The sequence below is a fragment of the Cerasicoccus sp. TK19100 genome, assembly GCF_027257155.1.
GTDB lineage: Bacteria > Verrucomicrobiota > Verrucomicrobiia > Opitutales > Cerasicoccaceae > Cerasicoccus > Cerasicoccus fimbriatus.
Map to the genome: position 1 here is coordinate 76,970 of NZ_JAPWDU010000009.1, position 15,743 is coordinate 92,712.

The following is a 15,743-nucleotide window of genomic DNA, read 5'->3' on the forward strand; positions in this document are numbered from 1 at the left end:
ATTGGGTGAGGGCGATTCGCGATTTTCCGCGCGTCGTTGACACCGGTTCTTTACGGCTTAGACTGTGATGAAAACCCCGTTATGCCAAAACGTTACCTCCTCGCCCTCGACCAGGGCACCACCAGCTCACGAGCGATTGTTTTTAATGCCGACGGTGAGGCCGTCGCCTCCGCGCAAAAGGAGTTCCCGCAGTATTTCCCCGAATCCGGCTGGGTCGAGCACGACCCCAACGAAATCTGGTCCAGCCAAAATGCGGTTGCCGCCGAGGCGCTCGGGCAGGCCGGGCTTCGTGGGCGCGACCTCGCGGGCGTGGGCATCACCAACCAGCGCGAAACCACCATTGTGTGGGACCGCCAAACCGGCAAACCCGTCCACCGCGCCATCGTGTGGCAGGATCGCCGCACCGCCGACTTTTGCGACAAACTGAAAAAGTCGGGCAAGGCCAAGGCGATTCTGGAAAAGACCGGCCTGGTGCTCGACCCGTATTTCTCCGGCACCAAGGTCCGCTGGATTCTCGACAATGTCGACGGCGCACGCGAGCAGGCCGAGCGCGGCGAACTATGCTTTGGCACCGTGGATTCGTGGCTGATTTGGAATCTGACCGGCGGCGAGGTCCACGCGACCGACCCCTCCAACGCCAGCCGCACGCTGTTGTTTAACATCCACACGGGTGAGTGGGACGATGAACTGCTCAAGTGGCTCGGTGTGCCCCGCGAAATGCTACCCGAGGTGCGCCCGTCGTCGGGAGATTTCGGGCAATGCGCGGACTTCGGCGGTGCGGCGATTGCCGGGGTGGCGGGAGACCAGCATGCGGCGCTCTTTGGCCAGACCTGTTTCAAAAAAGGCACGGCCAAGAACACCTACGGCACCGGCTGTTTCCTGCTCCAGCAAACGGGGGAAAAACCGGTTACCTCCAAGAATAATTTGCTCACCACCGTGGCTTGGCAGACTAAAGGCCGCCGCCGTAAATATGCGCTCGAAGGCAGCGTGTTCGTCGGCGGGGCGGTGATTCAATGGCTGCGCGACGGCCTGCGGATGATCCATACCGCCAGCGAAAGTGAGCCGCTCGCGGCCAGCGTGAAGGACACCGGCGGCGTGATGCTGGTGCCGGCCTTTACTGGCTTGGGTGCGCCCCACTGGGACCCCGCCGCGCGCGGAACCATCGTCGGCCTGACTCGTGGCACGACGGCCGCCCACATTTGCCGCGCGGCGCTGGAGTCGATTGCGTTTCAAAGCGCTGAGCTGCTGGAGGCCATGAACGCGGACAGCGGGATTCCGCTTAAGGAGCTCCGCGTCGACGGCGGTGCTTCCAATAACGACCTGCTGATGCAATTTCAGGCCGACCTGCTGGGCGCGCCAGTGATCCGCCCCAAAAATACCGAAACGACCGCCCTCGGCGCGGCATATCTTGCGGGGCTGGCGACGGGCGCCTTCGAAAACGAGCAAGCCATCGAGGCCCAGTGGCAGATTGACCGCACCTTCGAACCGCAGATTAAGCGCGACGAGGCTGAGTCCAAAATGGCCCTCTGGCGCGACGCAGTCAAACGCGCGAAGGGCTGGCCGGGATAGGAATACGCAGTTTTTTAAACAGGAAGATCGGGAAGAACGGTAAGTGAAAAGCGATGATTTTAAACAGAAGGTAACAAAGATAACGAAGCTTTCAGCACGTAAGCCTTTGTTCTCTTTGTTACCTTCTGTTCAAAAAAGAAATCCTGCTGGCTTCTAGTCAGACAGCTTCCCGTTCTTCCCGATCTTCCTGTTTAAAAAATTTCGGTGAGACAGTAAGCGCGGGGCCTCACTGTTGTTTCTTAAACTGCTCGTCGAGGTGGTCTTGAAGGAGCTTCAGGGTTAGCTCGTCGTTCATGTTTTCGCTGGCCTCGCGAAGAGATTTTGCGATGTCGGAGAGGCCGGTCTGCTGGAGGTCGCGTGCAACGGTCTCGATGATCGGGCGCAGTGAGCGCACCTCGGTAAAGGTGGCCTCGTAGTTGAGGTTGACCGTGCGCGAAATGGTCTGGTCACCCATGGGGCTGGCCAACACGACGCGGCCGAGCTTTAGGGTGACTTCGCCAATGACGACGTTCTCCGGGACGGTCTGCCCCTCCTGGGTTGCCTGGTTGTGGATTTGCTCCAAGAACAGTTCCCAGTTTTCCTCGGCCGCTTCGATAAAGGCGTCGAGGTTGGAGATGTCGAAGTTCCCCTGATTGAAATTGAGCTCCTTGATGTCGAGGCGGATCAGGCTCAGGGCGACTTGGTTTTCATTCCATTTCTCGCGGTCGAGGCCCAGGGTGAGCTCAGCGATGCGGAGAAAATCGCGGTCGACGAAGTCCTGTGGATTGTCGATCTCGATATCGGTCAGGGTGATGGTCTGGTCCTTAAAACTGACGGAGCCTTCGCGCACCTGCGTGGGAAAGCCGGTGGCCTCGGTGATCGCGGTCTCGGCGACCTTCGGTGCCATTTCATCCACCAGCCAAATGAGGCCCCCTACGACGAGGACCACGAAGATCACCAACGCCCCGATGAGCGAGAAAAAGCAGCCAATCGGCTTAGTGACGATTTTGATTAGGCCCATATGATGACTTCTTTTGTGTCTTTGGCGTGGTGACAAGCCAGCTTTTTCGTGGTGCCAGGTTGTCTTTATAGGTTACGCGATAGGCGTCGCCGTCGTCCTCCTCCAGAATGTAAATGTAAACCTGGGCCCCATCGGGGCGGTAAATGTTCACAAACAGCTGGACCTCCACTGAGTCGTTGCTCACGCGGATTTGCAGCGGGCGGAGGAACTCCCAGCCAGGCGGAATGGGGCGCTGCGGGTTGGCGTAGTGGTAGGATTCCAGGGTTCTAAACGGCTTTGCCCGGTAGTTTTCAATGAGTTCCTGGGCCAGCCCAGCCATGCGGAGGGCGTCCTGCTCATTCAGGGTGTGCCGCAGGTTGAGCGCGGTGCGCATGCGCATTTTGGACTGCCGGAAGGAGTCGCGCATGGCCGCGAAAAACGCGCGGTCTTCCGGGGAGAAGTCGTCCGGGTTTTTCACGTTCATGTCCTTGGCCATGCCGCGGACGTTGCTGATGTAGTTGGCCTTTTGCTCGGGCGAGAGCCGGGCCAGCTCCAGGCGCTCCTCATCGTCGTAGCCGTAGAGATACACGATAAAACTCCACACGTCCTCGTCGGAGAGCGGCGGGGTGGACTGGGCTGGGAGCGTGGCCGACATCAGGCAAAACAAGCCCAATGCGGCCAGGTGTTTAAGCGCGGGCAAAGGCATCCGTGATCAGCACGACGCTGTCTTCGGCGGCGACAAAGGTGAAGGCCGTATTGTAGGGCAAAAGCACGTTCACGCCAGTGCTGACTTCTGCGCCGTCTTCCACGTCGCGCAAGCCGCCGACGGTTACGCTGAGGAGGCGCGGCTCGTCGTTGGCGGCAAATTCCATGCGTTCGCCGGCCTTGAGCTCGTGCTTGGTGAGGTTGAAAATCTCGCTTTCGACCAGCGTTTGTTCGCCGGGTTGCGGCTTGATGGTCTCCGGCTCGAAGTCGTCGAAGTTGATGCACTTCATCGACTCCTCGACGTGCAGTTGGCGGGGCTTACCGTCCAGCCCGACGCGGCCCCAGTCGTAAACGCGGTAGGTCGTATCGGAGTTTTGCTGGATTTCGAGAATGAGGTTACCGCCGTCGATCGCGTGCAGGCGGCCGCTGCGGACAAACATGGATTCACCCGGCTGGACGAGCATGCGGTGGACGCATTCTTCGAGCGTGTCGTTCTTGAGGCGTTGCTCGAACTCCTCACGGGTCGCGCCTTTTTTCAGGCCAACGATCAGGCCAGCACCGGGATCGGCCTCGGCGACATACCAGTTTTCCGTCTTTGGCTCGCCGCCCAGGCTGGGGGCGATGTCTGCCGGTGGGTGGACCTGCAGGCTCAGGCGATCCTGGCAATCCAGCCATTTGACGAGAATAGGGAACGGGGTCGTGGCGTCCCAGCCCGGGCCCATGATCTGGGCTGAGGCGGTTTCGAGTGCCTGGCGTATCGTCAAGCCATCGTAGCCGCCGCCATGCAGCAGGCTCTGGGCCTCCGGGCGGTCAACGACTTCCCAGGATTCGCCGTAGGGCTGCTCGTCGGGCAGGGTGCGGCCCAGTTTGGATTCGAGGCCACGGCCGCCCCAAACGCGCTGTTGGTAAATTGGTTCAAAGGAGATGAATCGCATTGGAGCACAGCTTAATTACCCATGTGGCGGGGTCAAGTTAGGCCTTACGAGTTGGGCAGATTGGTAAGTTGGGCTCGTTCGAAGCGATACCGAATTATCATTGTTGAGCCTAGGGATCTCCGGATGTGCGGTTGGGGGTTAATGCTTAGTCTACGTTGAAAAGATTCCTTTTTCGCTTTCGCTTTTGCCCGTGAAAACTCCATGATGGTTTGCGCTGTGACCTTATAGCTTGTTTTCGCCTGACCGCTGGGTATTTTGATCACTTTACGTAATTATGGCCGCATCCGGCAAAAAAACTAAATCCGCTCCTCAAAAGAAGTCCTTCGCACCGCGGGAGAAATCACGTCCTTTGCTGGGCTTGGTCGTGCTCCTGGTGGGCTTGTTCCTGCTGGTGGCAATGATTGATTTCGAGCCCGCGCAGTCCGGTCAATTCGTGGCGGGTGCTGAGGGCGAAAACACGAAAAACCTCGCTGGTGAGATCGGCGCAACGACTTCCACGCTGCTCCTGCGTTTGTTTGGCGTGGTGTCCTGGCTCGTGCCGGTGGCCTTCATTTGGGTGTCGACGCTGTTGATCTTTAAGCGGGCACACCGCGTGCGTTTGCGCCTGTATCTTTCGATGGTGGTCTTCTTCCTGTCGTTGACGGGGATTGCCGCGCTCTTTGACCAGTGGGGCAAGGAGCCGGTGGATAGCTCGGGCGGGGTCCAGGTCGAGAAGGTCGTCGAGGCACCGGAGTCGAGCTCGTTCCCGCAGGGCATGGGCGGTCTGGCTGGCCGCGCGCTGTGCAACCAATACACGCTCCATTATTTAGGCGATTTCGGCAATGCGCTGCTCTTGTCTGCGACCACGCTTTTTAGCGCGCTGTTTTTGTTCACGGATAACATTGGGGCCTACTTCCGCCGACGCCAGGAGCGGGCGGCAGTCCGCGCCGACGCCAAAGCCAAGGAGCTGGCCGTGCTCGAGAAACAAAAGGCCCGTGAGGAGCTGGAGGCCAAGCGCGCCGCCGAGGCCGAGGAGAAAAGAAAATCCCTCAAGAAGCCACCTTCGACCAAGAAGGCGATTTTGGCAGACGACGGTCCCAAGAACCCGCGTAAGCCCTTGCCAGCGGGAGAATCGATTTTGGGCGGCCCCGAGCCGGCGGTGGATGACTTTATCCCCGATGCCAAGGAGTTCGACATCGAGGCCGAGCAATTTGAGGAAGAGGATGCGGACGATTTACCACCGCCGCCTCCTCCACGCGCGCCCGACAAGTCGAAGGAAACCCGGGCCCCGTTTACGCTTCCACCGCGGCCCAATAGCACGACGCCGCCCTTTAAGAACAAGGACGGCAGCACGAAGTCGCCCTTTAGTAAATCCACGACGCCACCCTTCCGCAAAATTGCCGATAAAAACGACGACGGCTCCGTGGTGCGCCGCGTGGGCGGCATCACCATTGTCGAAAGTGAGCAGACGGAAAAGGCGGACGACGATCGTCCGGACCGCCGTGGAGATTACATTTTCCCGCCAATGAGCCTGCTGGCCGACCCGCCCGCCAGCGCCAAGGAAGACCCGCAAAATTACGAGGAAATGGCCGCACAGCTCGTCCAGACTCTGGAGGAGTTTAACGTCAAAGTTGCTCCGGCGGAGGTGCTGACTGGTCCCGTGATCACCCGCTATGAAGTGACCCCGGCACCCGGTGTCCGCGTGGAAAAAATTCTGAATCTCGACAAGAACATCGCTCTAGGCCTCAAGGCGGACGCGGTGCGCATCATTGCGCCGGTGCCGGGTAAGGGCACGGTGGGCGTCGAGGTGCCGAACCGCTTCCCCAAGCCGGTCTGCATGAAGGAAATCGTCGAGTCGAAGTCGTGGGCCAACGCCAAGGCGGAAATCCCCGTCGTGCTCGGCAAGGACGTGACGGGCAAGGCGATCGTGGAAGACCTCACCAAGATGCCGCACATGCTCATCGCGGGCTCCACCGGCTCGGGTAAAACGGTATGTATTAATGCGGTTATTGCCTCGCTGCTTTACCACGCGGGGCCCGAGGATTTGCGCTTCATCATGGTCGACCCGAAGGTGGTCGAAATGCAGGTTTACAACGACCTGCCCCACATGTTGATCCCTGTCGTCACCGACCCGAAAAAGGTCCCCGGCGCGCTCAAATACCTGATCAACGAGATGGAGCGCCGCTACCAGATTTTTGCCAAGGTGGGCGTGCGCAACATCGCCGGCTTCAACAAAAAGCTCTCCAAGGACAAGGAGGAGCAGGCCAAGCTGGAAGCGCTGGAGCGCGAGCAGGGCGGCGATATGACGCCCGAAGAGCGCGCCGCGCAGGCCACACTCGAAGTCCCGCGCGATGACGATATTTTTGAGATCCCGGAGAAGAAGCTGCCTTACATTGTCTGCATTATCGACGAGTTGGCCGACTTGATGATGGTGGCTCCGCAGGACATCGAGACCGGCGTCGCCCGCCTGGCGCAGCTCGCGCGCGCGGCTGGTATCCACTTGATTTTGGCCACGCAGCGCCCGTCGGTAAACGTCATTACGGGTGTGATTAAGGCGAACTTGCCGACGCGTATTTCTTTTAAGGTGGCGTCCAAGGTTGACAGCCGCACGATCCTCGACCAGCAGGGTGCTGAGGCGCTCATTGGCAAGGGGGACATGCTCTTTATCCCGCCCGGCACGAGTAATCTGGTCCGCGCACAGGGTGCCTTTGTTTCGGACGAGGAGATCAATGAGATCGTCGACTACCTCAAGGAACAAAACGGCGAGCCCGAATACGCGGAGGAGGTCCAGCAGCAAATCGAATCCGGCGGCGAAGACGGCGGCAGCAGTGCTGGTGGCGACTACGACGACGAACTGGTCCCCGAAGCGATCAACATTATTAAAACACATCAGCGCGCCTCGACGTCCTTCCTGCAGCGTAAGCTCAAGATCGGCTACAATCGCGCCGCGCGCATCATGGAAATCCTCGAAGACGAGGGCATCGTCGGTCCGGACAACGGCTCCAGCCCGCGCGAAATCCTCGAGCCCATGGATTAATGTCACTGCCGCGGGAGTTCTGCGGCGGTCCTTATGATGTGTCAATATCCGGTAAATCGTCTTTAGGGATAGCATGAGGGAAAACCTACAGGACTGGAAAAATCGCGTATATTCTGGCAATAAACGCCTTATGACGCGACGATATTCATGAGTCGGATTAATTCCGTCTTGCGCCTTGGCGATATTTATCAACAACTCTAGGGGTTAATGCCGAACATCGGGGACAGATTAGAAGAAGCGCGCAAGCGACAGGGGGTTTCCATTAGGGAGGCCTCGGAGGCCACCAAAATCCGGGGTGACCTGTTATTGTCGTTGGAAAACAACAATTTCGACTTCGACCTGCCCGATGTTTACAAGCGCGGCTTCCTCAAGCTCTACGCGCGCTACCTCAAGCTCGACACCGACAAAATCATGGCGGACTTCGAGGCCGCGATGCTCGGGCGCAGCAAGCACAAGCGCAGCGATTCGCGCGAATTCTTTGGCCGGATGGACCTCCCCGAGCGCACGACGCCGCTGGGTAGCAGTGAGTCCACGCCCCCCTTTGGGGATCACGAGGAGCCGAAGAACCCGGAGTCCAAGCCCGCCGAGCGCATGGAACAGCAGGCCGACACCTCACTTTATTGGAAGGTCGGCATCATATTCGTGGCGGTATTCGTCATCTTCAGTTTGCTGACCCTGCTTGTGCAGTCGATTTTCTCCAGCGACCCGGAAGAGACCGACCCGGGCACCGAGACCACCATCACGGATAACAGTGGCGGTGGTCCAGGTAATAGCGCCGCCGCGAACGCGCCGATGAACGTTGTCCTGATCGGCTTGGGCGACACCAGCGTGGTGGTCAACACCGTCAACGGCGGCGAGCGCATCCGCGAGGCTTCCGGTTCACTCGAAGCCGGCGAAGACATCCCCTTTACAGCGAATGGCCCGATCATGATCGTGGCCTCCAACATCGAAAACATCGCTGTGCGCATCAATGGCCGCGAGTACCGCGCCGATGGGATGAGCGGTTTGGGCCGCTGGTATTTTAAAGAGACCGGCCCGTATAATCCGTAGTGCGTTTTCCTAAACAGGAAGATCGGGAAGACCGGAAAGTTTGTGGCTCGAAGCCAGCAGGTTTTCGTGAACTGAGTTCGGTGCGTAGGGCTACGCTCCAGACGCGTTGCTACTTTCACTAACCCCAGGCTAGGCTGAATCAGCACCGTTGGTGCTCAAGCGTGAATCATTCAACTCACCGCTTCCCGTTCTTCCCGATCTTCCTGTTTTAGAAAATCGTTCTGCTCGTCTACTCGCCGATCTTGACGGCGGACTGGCCGGCACCGCTGGAGGATTGTGGGGCTGCGGCGGCTTCGGATGCTTGCTTTTTGCGGCTGAGCTGGATGCCGGCTTCGACGGATTCGATCTTCTCGGTGAGCGCGGTGACCTTCACGTCGCCTTCATCAAGTACGAGGGTCAGGATGATGGCCTTGGTCGCCTTGATCGGCAGGCCTTGCACGCGGGCATCTTCCTCGACATCGACGAACACCTTGGCCGACAGGTTGTCATCGGCGATCTGCGCCTTTACGCCTTTGAAGTTGTAGCCGTAATATTCGGTGTTGGCGAAGGCTTCCTTGAGAAAGGGAACGTACTGCGGCAGGCGCATGGTGCGGGTGCCGGCGGGGCCCTCGACGATGGAGGAGATCATGGTGACCGTGATGTCTGGCGCGGCTTGCTGGATCAGCACGGCTGGGTCGCCCGAGAGATAGGCCCCGCGCCGTTCGTTGAGCACGTCCACCACGACCTTCTTGTCAATCGCGTCGACGGCATGCACTTGGACGGCGGGCAACAGCACTGCGGCCAGCGCCAGGAAACTCAGCAATTTTTTCATGCGGGCAGCATCAAGGCGCAGCGTCGAAATGACAAGGTTTCTCGGCGCATTGTTGCCCGCTGCTAGGGTGCTTATTTTCTGCAAAAAATTCCAGGGCCGTTAAGTCAGCGTTAAGACGAAGTCTGCTAAATTGCACGACCGCACCAGGCAGGTGCACGGCAATCACTCAGCTATGAACTTTTCACAGTATCTTTCCCGGCAGGGCTTGCGCCTCGCTGTTCTCTCCACCCTGGCCCCGTTGGGCGCTGGCGCGACGATCGTGGTCACCGGCTTCTATGATCCGGCCGAACCATTTTGGTCCGATGGCGGTGACGCGTCGACCGACGGCGGCATCGGTGTCTTTGCGGATGGTGGCCTGACCGTCGATGGCGGCTCGGTGCTGGCCCTGGCCAATGGCGGCATCGGGGTAACCTCCGGCGCGACGGGCACGGCTTCGGTCAGCGGCAGCGGCTCGGCGTTTACCACGAGCTACCTAGGTGTGGGCGTGGAGGGCAATGGCTACCTGACCGCCAGCGACTACGGCTTGGTGTCGGCGGTGTCGGATTTGGTCCTTGGCTTCGATGCAGACGCATCGGGCTACGTGACGGTGGAGACCAGCGCGCAGATAAATGCCGGTTACAAGATGCAGGTTGGCTACGACGGCTACGGCGAGCTAACCGTGCAAACTGGTGGCTACGTCTCTAGCTACATCATGAATGTGGCCTCCTATGCTGGCAGCGAAGGCCTGATCACGGTGACTGGGGCCGGCTCGCAACTGGAGGTGCTCACGGGCATTGAGGACAATGAAGCGGGTGACTTCATCGTTGGCCGCAACGGCGTGGGCACGCTGTCGATCAGCGATGGTGGCTCGGTCTTGGCGAGCTTCGTGGACCTCGGTTTTAACGGCGATGCGGAAGGTTATCTATACGTCACCGGGGCGGATTCTTCGTTGGACGTCAGCGATAACGTGATCATCGGCGACTACGGCTACGGCTCAATAAACATTAGCAATGGCGGCGCGCTTTATGGCTACGACATTATCTTTGGCTACGAATCCGAGGCCACGGGCGAGGGCATGGTGACGGGCGCGAATTCGCTCATCCAAGCCGATGACGACATCCTCGTCGGTCTCAATGGCTATGGGGAACTGACGCTTGAAAACGGCGCAGAAGGTGACGTCGCGGATGATATTTACGTCGGCTACAATCCGGACTCGGAGGGCTATTTGACCGTGACCGGTGCGAACACCACCTTGACGCTGGGCGACAATTTATACGTGGGGGACGAGGGCTATGGCTCGGTAACGTTCAGCGATGGTGCCTATGCCGATGTGGATGATTTTTACCTGGCCGATTCGGAGGGGTCGACGGGTATCGGGCTGATCACGGACGCAGGTACCCAAGTGGATGTCGCGGACGATGTCGATGTCGGCTATGCAGGCTTGGCCGAGCTGACGATTAACAGCGGCGCGCTATTCAATGTGGGCGGCGATGTCACCGTGGGTTACGAGGATGGCTCCGATGGCGAGCTGTTGGTGACTGGCGCGGATACCACGATGGATGTGGTGGAAGACATTCGGGTCGGCTACTACGGCATCGGGCAAATGACCATCAGCGACGGTGCCTCCGTAAGTAGTGACTACGGTATCGCTGGCGCTTTTGGTGGAGAGGGATCGGTGACGGTCGAGACCGGCGGCTCCTGGACGACGGATCGCATTCTTTACGTGGACGGCGGCGAGGATGATCAACTCCTGGTGCAAAACGGTGGCCTGCTTTATCCGGATGACTTTTTCATTAGTGCGCATCCGGACGCAAAGGGAAGTGCGACCATCACCGGTGTTCTGTCTGAATTGGGCGTCACGGATGAGATTTCAGTTGGACGGGCAAGCTATGGAACGCTGTTAATCGATGACGGTTCCACGGCCAGTGGTTACCGTTTGCGAATCGGACATTTGAATGCGGGCGATGGCTACGTAACGGTGGACAACGGTGCGAGCCTGACTCTGAGCGATTCGATTGAAGTCGGCACAAATGGGATGGGTAATTTAACCGTCAGCAACAGCGCAAGCGTAACGACTAACTACATGGAGGTGGGCTTATACGCATCGGGGACTGGCTCCGTAACCGTTGAAAGCAACGGCCACTTGACCGTAAATAACGACCTTAACCTCGGCAATAGTGGGTCGGCCTCCCTGTTGGTGCAAAGCGGCGGCATCGTGGATGCGCAAATCATTGATGTCGCCTATGTCGAGGATTCCACGGGTAACATCACCGTGCAGACCGGCGGTCAATTAAACTCAACAGGAGATATTGCGATCGGTGTGCTGAGCACGGGCACGATGGATATCCTCGATGGCGGGGTGGTGAATACCGGTGCCCAAAGCTACGTGGGTAACGGCGCGACGGGCGTGGGCGTGGTCAATGTCGACGGCGCAGGTTCGCAGTGGAACGGTGATCAAAGCCTGACGATTGGCAACGGTGGCACTGGCACGGTCAACGTCGCCAACGGCGGTAAGCTTAACTTCGGCTGGGATGTGGTCATTAAAGAAACGGGCACGCTGAACCTGACGGTGGATGGCAACGACATGGTCAACACCGGCCAGGCCGACGAGCCCGGCTGGGGCGACTTCCTGAATATGGGCCTCGTGACGCTGGTGGCAGACTCAACGCTGGAAGCTGGCGTCTACGAGCCGATCAATATCGCCGACGGACGCGAGTATTACAACTCCGGCACGGTGACGGCTGTTGGCGGCCTTTGGGACGATGCCACGCAACAGTTCACGGTAGGTGCCGTGGTGACGGCGGATACCGCGCCGTCGGACTTGAGCGGCCAGCGCGTCAGCTACTTTGACAACGCGCTCGTGGTCGGCTTTGGCAGTGATGCGGGCGAGCAGAGCTTTACCGCGACAAAGTCAGACGTGTCGTATATCAACGGTAACCCGGTCATCGACGCGTATCAGTTTGAGTCCGCCATCACGGGCACGACGTCGCTGTCGTTTGTAGTGGGCGAGGGGCTGGACGCAGCCACGATCAGTATCTGGTATCTGGCCGACGGCGAGACGGAATGGGTTCCCTACGATTCCGCGTTGTTTGAATACTACGGCGGCGTGATCACCGTTACGGTAGAGCATTTCAGCAGCTATGCCGTGGCAGTGCCGGAGCCCTCAGCCAACGCACTGGTCTTTGCCTTCGCGGTGCTGCTGATCGTGATCAAGCGCCGTCGACAGGCTGCGTAGTTTATTCCCAGCTGCGGCGGATGGCACCGTCGCGGCGTTGGCCGACGGGGGTGCCAAGCACCTCCATGTAGACGAAAGCTTCGCGGGCGGCCTCGGGGTCGCGGAGGCCCTTGCGAATACGCTGGGCAAAGGCTCCGGTGCGTTTCTTACCCTTGGCGGTCTTCGCGCTGGAGCTAATATCGTTGCCCATCACGCTGCCGAGGCGCACTTTGGCAGCTTGGCGGGCTTCTTCGGCCCGGCGTTTGGTTGCTTCGACACGCTGGCGTTGCTCTTCGAGCTCGGCCTCGTAATTGCGAATAGGTTGGTGCTCCTGGTAGGTTGGCAGCGGCGGAGGCGAGGACTCGCCGGGGTGCCCGTAGTCCAGCGGTTTGCGCTGTGGCGTGGGTTGCGGTTGGGCTGGAGGCGGTGGCGGCGGGCCTTGTTGCGGTGCGGGTTGTTGACCGCGGCGCTCCGCGATTTTGCGTCGAATTTCCTCCTGAATGCGGCGGGTGCGTTCCTCGTCAGAGGCGGGTTGCGGCTGCTGTTGTTGGCGGCGGTATTGCTCCTCGCGGTGGTCCTGCTGCTGGGCAGGGGTGGGTGGCGGCGCGGCCTGCCGATGCTGCGGGGGCGGTGCCTGCTGCTCCTCCTCCTTTTTGCCGAAGATCTGGCCAATCAGCCAGATGGCAAAGACAATGATGGGGACTATGATTTCACCGAGGCTATCCATGGGTTATCCAATCATTCGCTGCTTGCGGGTGCGTGGCGCTGGGCCATGTAGGTTTGCATTTTTTTCTGCATGGCGGCCGAGGCTTCCATGATCTGCGGCATCATCACCTCGATCGTGCGCGCCTGCAGGGCAGGGGCCTTGTCGATCGTGGCTTGGCCGGCTGGCGTGCTGTAGAACTCGTTCATGCCGCGCAGTTCGTCGGAGGTGAAAACCTCGGCGTAGGCTTTTTCCATGCCTTTTTGCATGGAGGACCAGTCGATTTCCTTAAACATCTCGGCCATCGCCTTTTCCTGAAACGCCATCAGCTCCTCGTCGGTTTGGCCCATCTGCGCCATTTGCTGGCGCATGGATTTACTCATGACTTCCATCTGCGAATCGAGCACCTTGCTGATGGTCTCCTCGAAGCGGATATTTTGGAAAAGCTCAGCGGCCTGCTCTTTGGCGAGTTCGGCTTCGCTGGGGCCACTTGGCGCGGACATGGCACCGAGGCCGACCCGGTATTCCTGCCCGTCTTTGGCGACGACCAACTGCTTGTGCTCGCGGTCGTAGCGCACGAGCTCATAGCCCTGGAACTCGCCGCCGACTTCGGCCCAGTGCGTCGTTTGGCCGCCGGGCGTGCTTAGGGAGAAGTTTACCGAGTCACCCAGGTCGAGCACGCCACGCAGGACGATCTCGTTCGTGTATTGCGCATCCTCGGCCTGCGCGATGGGCGCGAGGCAAAGGGTGGCGGCCAGGATGGCGTGAGAAAACTTCATGGGCTTAGCTTACTGGTATTGGTTGCCGCCCTGGCCCTGTTCGGGCTTGGAGATCGACTCGCGCATATCGGTGTCGGCCTGGATGTTTTCGAGGCGATAATAGTCCATGACGCCGAGCTTGCCAGTGCGGAGGGCTTCGGCGAGCGCCAGCGGCACCTGGGCCTCGGCTTCGACGACCTTGGCCTGCATCTCCTGCACCTTGGCCTTCATTTCCTGCTCCAGAGCGACCGCGGCTGCGCGACGGATTTCCGCCTGGGCCTGCGCCATGTTTTTGTTGGCGATGGCCTGCTCTTCCTGGAGCTTGGCACCGATGTTGGTACCCACATCGACGTCGGCGATGTCTACTGAAATGATCTCAAACGCCGTGCCCGTGTCGAGGCCGCGCTCAAGCACAACCTTGGAAATACGGTCCGGGTTTTCGAGGACGAACTTGTAGCTCTCGGAGGAGCCGATCGTTGTAACGATGCCTTCACCCACACGGGCGATAATGGTTTCTTCGAGCGCGCTGCCGACGTATTGGTCGAGGTTGGAGCGCACGGTCACGCGGGCGCGGGCCTTGACCTGGATACCGTCCTTGGCGACACCGTCAATGGTCGTGCGACCGGATTCGCGTGCTGGGCAATCAATGACCTTCGGGTTAATCGAGGTGCGCACCGCTTCGAGCACGCTCTTGCCGGTGCCCTTGGTGGCGAGGTCGATCGCGCAGGCGCGCTCCCAGGTCAGCGTGATGCCGGCCTTGTCGGCAGCGATGATCGCTTGCACCGTTTGGATGACGTTACCCTCGGCCAGGTAATGCGCTTCGAGCAGGTCGGACTCAATGCTGATGCCGGCCTTGACCGCCGTGATGCGTGCTTCGACGATCAGCTTGTAAGGCACGCCGCGCAGGCGCATGGCCACGAGGGTGGGGATGCCGACCGTCGCGCCCGACAGATACGAGCGCAAAAACGTCATGAAGAACGACGCGACCAGGAAAAGCATCCCGATTAGAATTAAGCCGAGAACGGCTAGAACGATAGTGCCGATGGTTCCCATAATAGATGTGCAGTGTTGAGGTTTACTTAAATTGAGTTATCACGAAATTTTTTTAACGACAATGCGGAAGGCGTCGCGGCCTACGACCTCGACGGATTCGCCTTTGTTGAGAAAGCCGCTCTGCGAAAAGCCCTCGTAGCTCTTGCCGCCCACGACGACGCGTCCGCTGGGGGCCATGGCCGTCACGGCCTCACCCTGCTGGCCGACCAGGCTGTCTTCCTCCGGGCCATCGTCGCTGCGCTGACCGTAGCGGATGCGTCCGCCACTGGTTTTGTGGAGGAACAGCTGTTTGCCGTATTTAGACTTTTCGAGCATTTTGAATTCGACCACGACCATCACGCCAATCACCACGACGGAGGCAATCAGGGTGAACACGGCGGGGATCAGCCCGTATTCATCGTAGGCGACGGCGGCAGCGGCGATCACCGCCACGGCACCCAGCACGCCCAGAATGCCACCGGGTGCCACGATCTCAAATGAGATCAGCACGAGGGCGGCGATGATGAGTCCGATGATGAGGAGCATGGTCTTGGCTCGTTGTTTAGAAAATCAGGATTGTGCGGCGGAGAGATCCTTCACCGCAGGCGGCGTATTCAGGTAGGTAGGCATGTATTGCAGAACCATCAGCAGGCTGACGACGAAAAACAGGTCCTGATACGGCGGAAAGAGAAAATATCCATAAAAGCTGATCGATTCCCCCATGGCGATCCCGATGATCGAGGCGACCAGGATTTGCTGCATCTGCTTTAAGCGGGGAATGAAAAACCACCGGCACGCCGCAGCGATGATCACCGGCACGAACAGCATGGGCGCGAGCATGACTGCGGGCAGGACTGGCTCCGGGTTCTCGTTGTAGAGGAAAAACCGGTAGGCCACGACCGCAGCGCTCAGGGAGCCCCATACCATCCAGAATACAGCCTTGGTCGGCTGGTTGAATTGGAGGTTGTTTTCGACGATGCTCATGAAGGAAA

The 15,743-nt window shown here is 59.4% G+C and carries 13 protein-coding genes; 4 read left to right on the forward strand and 9 right to left on the reverse strand.

Annotated features, from left to right (window positions below):
• The first annotated feature begins 81 nt into the window (after positions 1-81).
• Entirely contained in the window at positions 82-1,569 is a 1,488-nt protein-coding gene (glpK, locus tag O3S85_RS19660; RefSeq protein ID WP_269542836.1) for a glycerol kinase GlpK, read from the forward strand.
• Between the two features lie 226 nt (positions 1,570-1,795).
• Here glpK and O3S85_RS19665 read toward each other — a convergent pair whose 3' ends face one another.
• The 3 genes from O3S85_RS19665 to O3S85_RS19675 are packed head-to-tail and all read right to left on the reverse strand — an operon-like array spanning position 1,796 to position 4,188.
• Positions 1,796-2,569 (reverse strand): AsmA family protein, encoded by a 774-nt coding sequence (locus O3S85_RS19665; RefSeq protein ID WP_269542838.1) that lies wholly within the window; start codon positions 2,567-2,569, stop codon positions 1,796-1,798.
• Positions 2,544-3,203, reverse strand: a complete 660-nt coding sequence (locus O3S85_RS19670) for a hypothetical protein (RefSeq protein ID WP_269542840.1) — start codon at positions 3,201-3,203, stop codon at positions 2,544-2,546. The genes O3S85_RS19665 and O3S85_RS19670 overlap by 26 nt, the downstream gene beginning before the upstream one ends.
• A gap of 31 nt (positions 3,204-3,234) precedes the next feature.
• On the reverse strand, positions 3,235-4,188 hold the full coding sequence (locus tag O3S85_RS19675; protein ID WP_269542841.1) for a type I phosphomannose isomerase catalytic subunit: 954 nt from the start codon (positions 4,186-4,188) through the stop codon (positions 3,235-3,237).
• A gap of 274 nt (positions 4,189-4,462) precedes the next feature.
• Between O3S85_RS19675 and O3S85_RS19680 the strand changes: the two genes are divergently transcribed.
• Positions 4,463-7,204 (forward strand): FtsK/SpoIIIE family DNA translocase, encoded by a 2,742-nt coding sequence (locus tag O3S85_RS19680; protein WP_269542843.1) that lies wholly within the window; start codon positions 4,463-4,465, stop codon positions 7,202-7,204.
• A gap of 207 nt (positions 7,205-7,411) precedes the next feature.
• Positions 7,412-8,254 (forward strand): helix-turn-helix domain-containing protein, encoded by an 843-nt coding sequence (locus tag O3S85_RS19685; RefSeq protein ID WP_269542844.1) that lies wholly within the window; start codon positions 7,412-7,414, stop codon positions 8,252-8,254.
• A gap of 229 nt (positions 8,255-8,483) precedes the next feature.
• Here O3S85_RS19685 and O3S85_RS19690 read toward each other — a convergent pair whose 3' ends face one another.
• Positions 8,484-9,065, reverse strand: a complete 582-nt coding sequence (locus O3S85_RS19690) for a hypothetical protein (RefSeq protein ID WP_269542846.1) — start codon at positions 9,063-9,065, stop codon at positions 8,484-8,486.
• A 172-nt stretch (positions 9,066-9,237) separates the two neighbouring features.
• Here O3S85_RS19690 and O3S85_RS19695 point away from each other — a divergent pair, with 172 nt between their 5' ends.
• Positions 9,238-12,279 (forward strand): hypothetical protein, encoded by a 3,042-nt coding sequence (locus tag O3S85_RS19695; protein WP_269542848.1) that lies wholly within the window; start codon positions 9,238-9,240, stop codon positions 12,277-12,279.
• A gap of 1 nt (position 12,280) precedes the next feature.
• Here O3S85_RS19695 and O3S85_RS19700 read toward each other — a convergent pair whose 3' ends face one another.
• From O3S85_RS19700 to O3S85_RS19720, 5 genes are read right to left on the reverse strand one after another with little or no spacing between them, the layout of a single operon-like run.
• Positions 12,281-12,985, reverse strand: coding sequence for a hypothetical protein (locus O3S85_RS19700; RefSeq protein ID WP_269542850.1), 705 nt, complete (start codon positions 12,983-12,985; stop codon positions 12,281-12,283).
• Positions 12,986-12,996: 11 nt separating this feature from the next.
• A complete protein-coding gene (locus O3S85_RS19705; protein WP_269542851.1) occupies positions 12,997-13,740 on the reverse strand; it encodes a DUF2059 domain-containing protein in 744 nt (247 codons plus the stop codon).
• Between the two features lie 9 nt (positions 13,741-13,749).
• Complete coding sequence (gene floA, locus O3S85_RS19710) at positions 13,750-14,772, reverse strand: flotillin-like protein FloA (RefSeq protein ID WP_269542852.1); 1,023 nt, start codon at positions 14,770-14,772, stop codon at positions 13,750-13,752.
• Positions 14,773-14,811: 39 nt separating this feature from the next.
• Positions 14,812-15,297, reverse strand: a complete 486-nt coding sequence (locus tag O3S85_RS19715) for an NfeD family protein (protein WP_269542853.1) — start codon at positions 15,295-15,297, stop codon at positions 14,812-14,814.
• 24 nt (positions 15,298-15,321) lie between these two features.
• A complete protein-coding gene (locus O3S85_RS19720; protein WP_269542854.1) occupies positions 15,322-15,735 on the reverse strand; it encodes a hypothetical protein in 414 nt (137 codons plus the stop codon).
• Positions 15,736-15,743 lie beyond the last annotated feature (8 nt).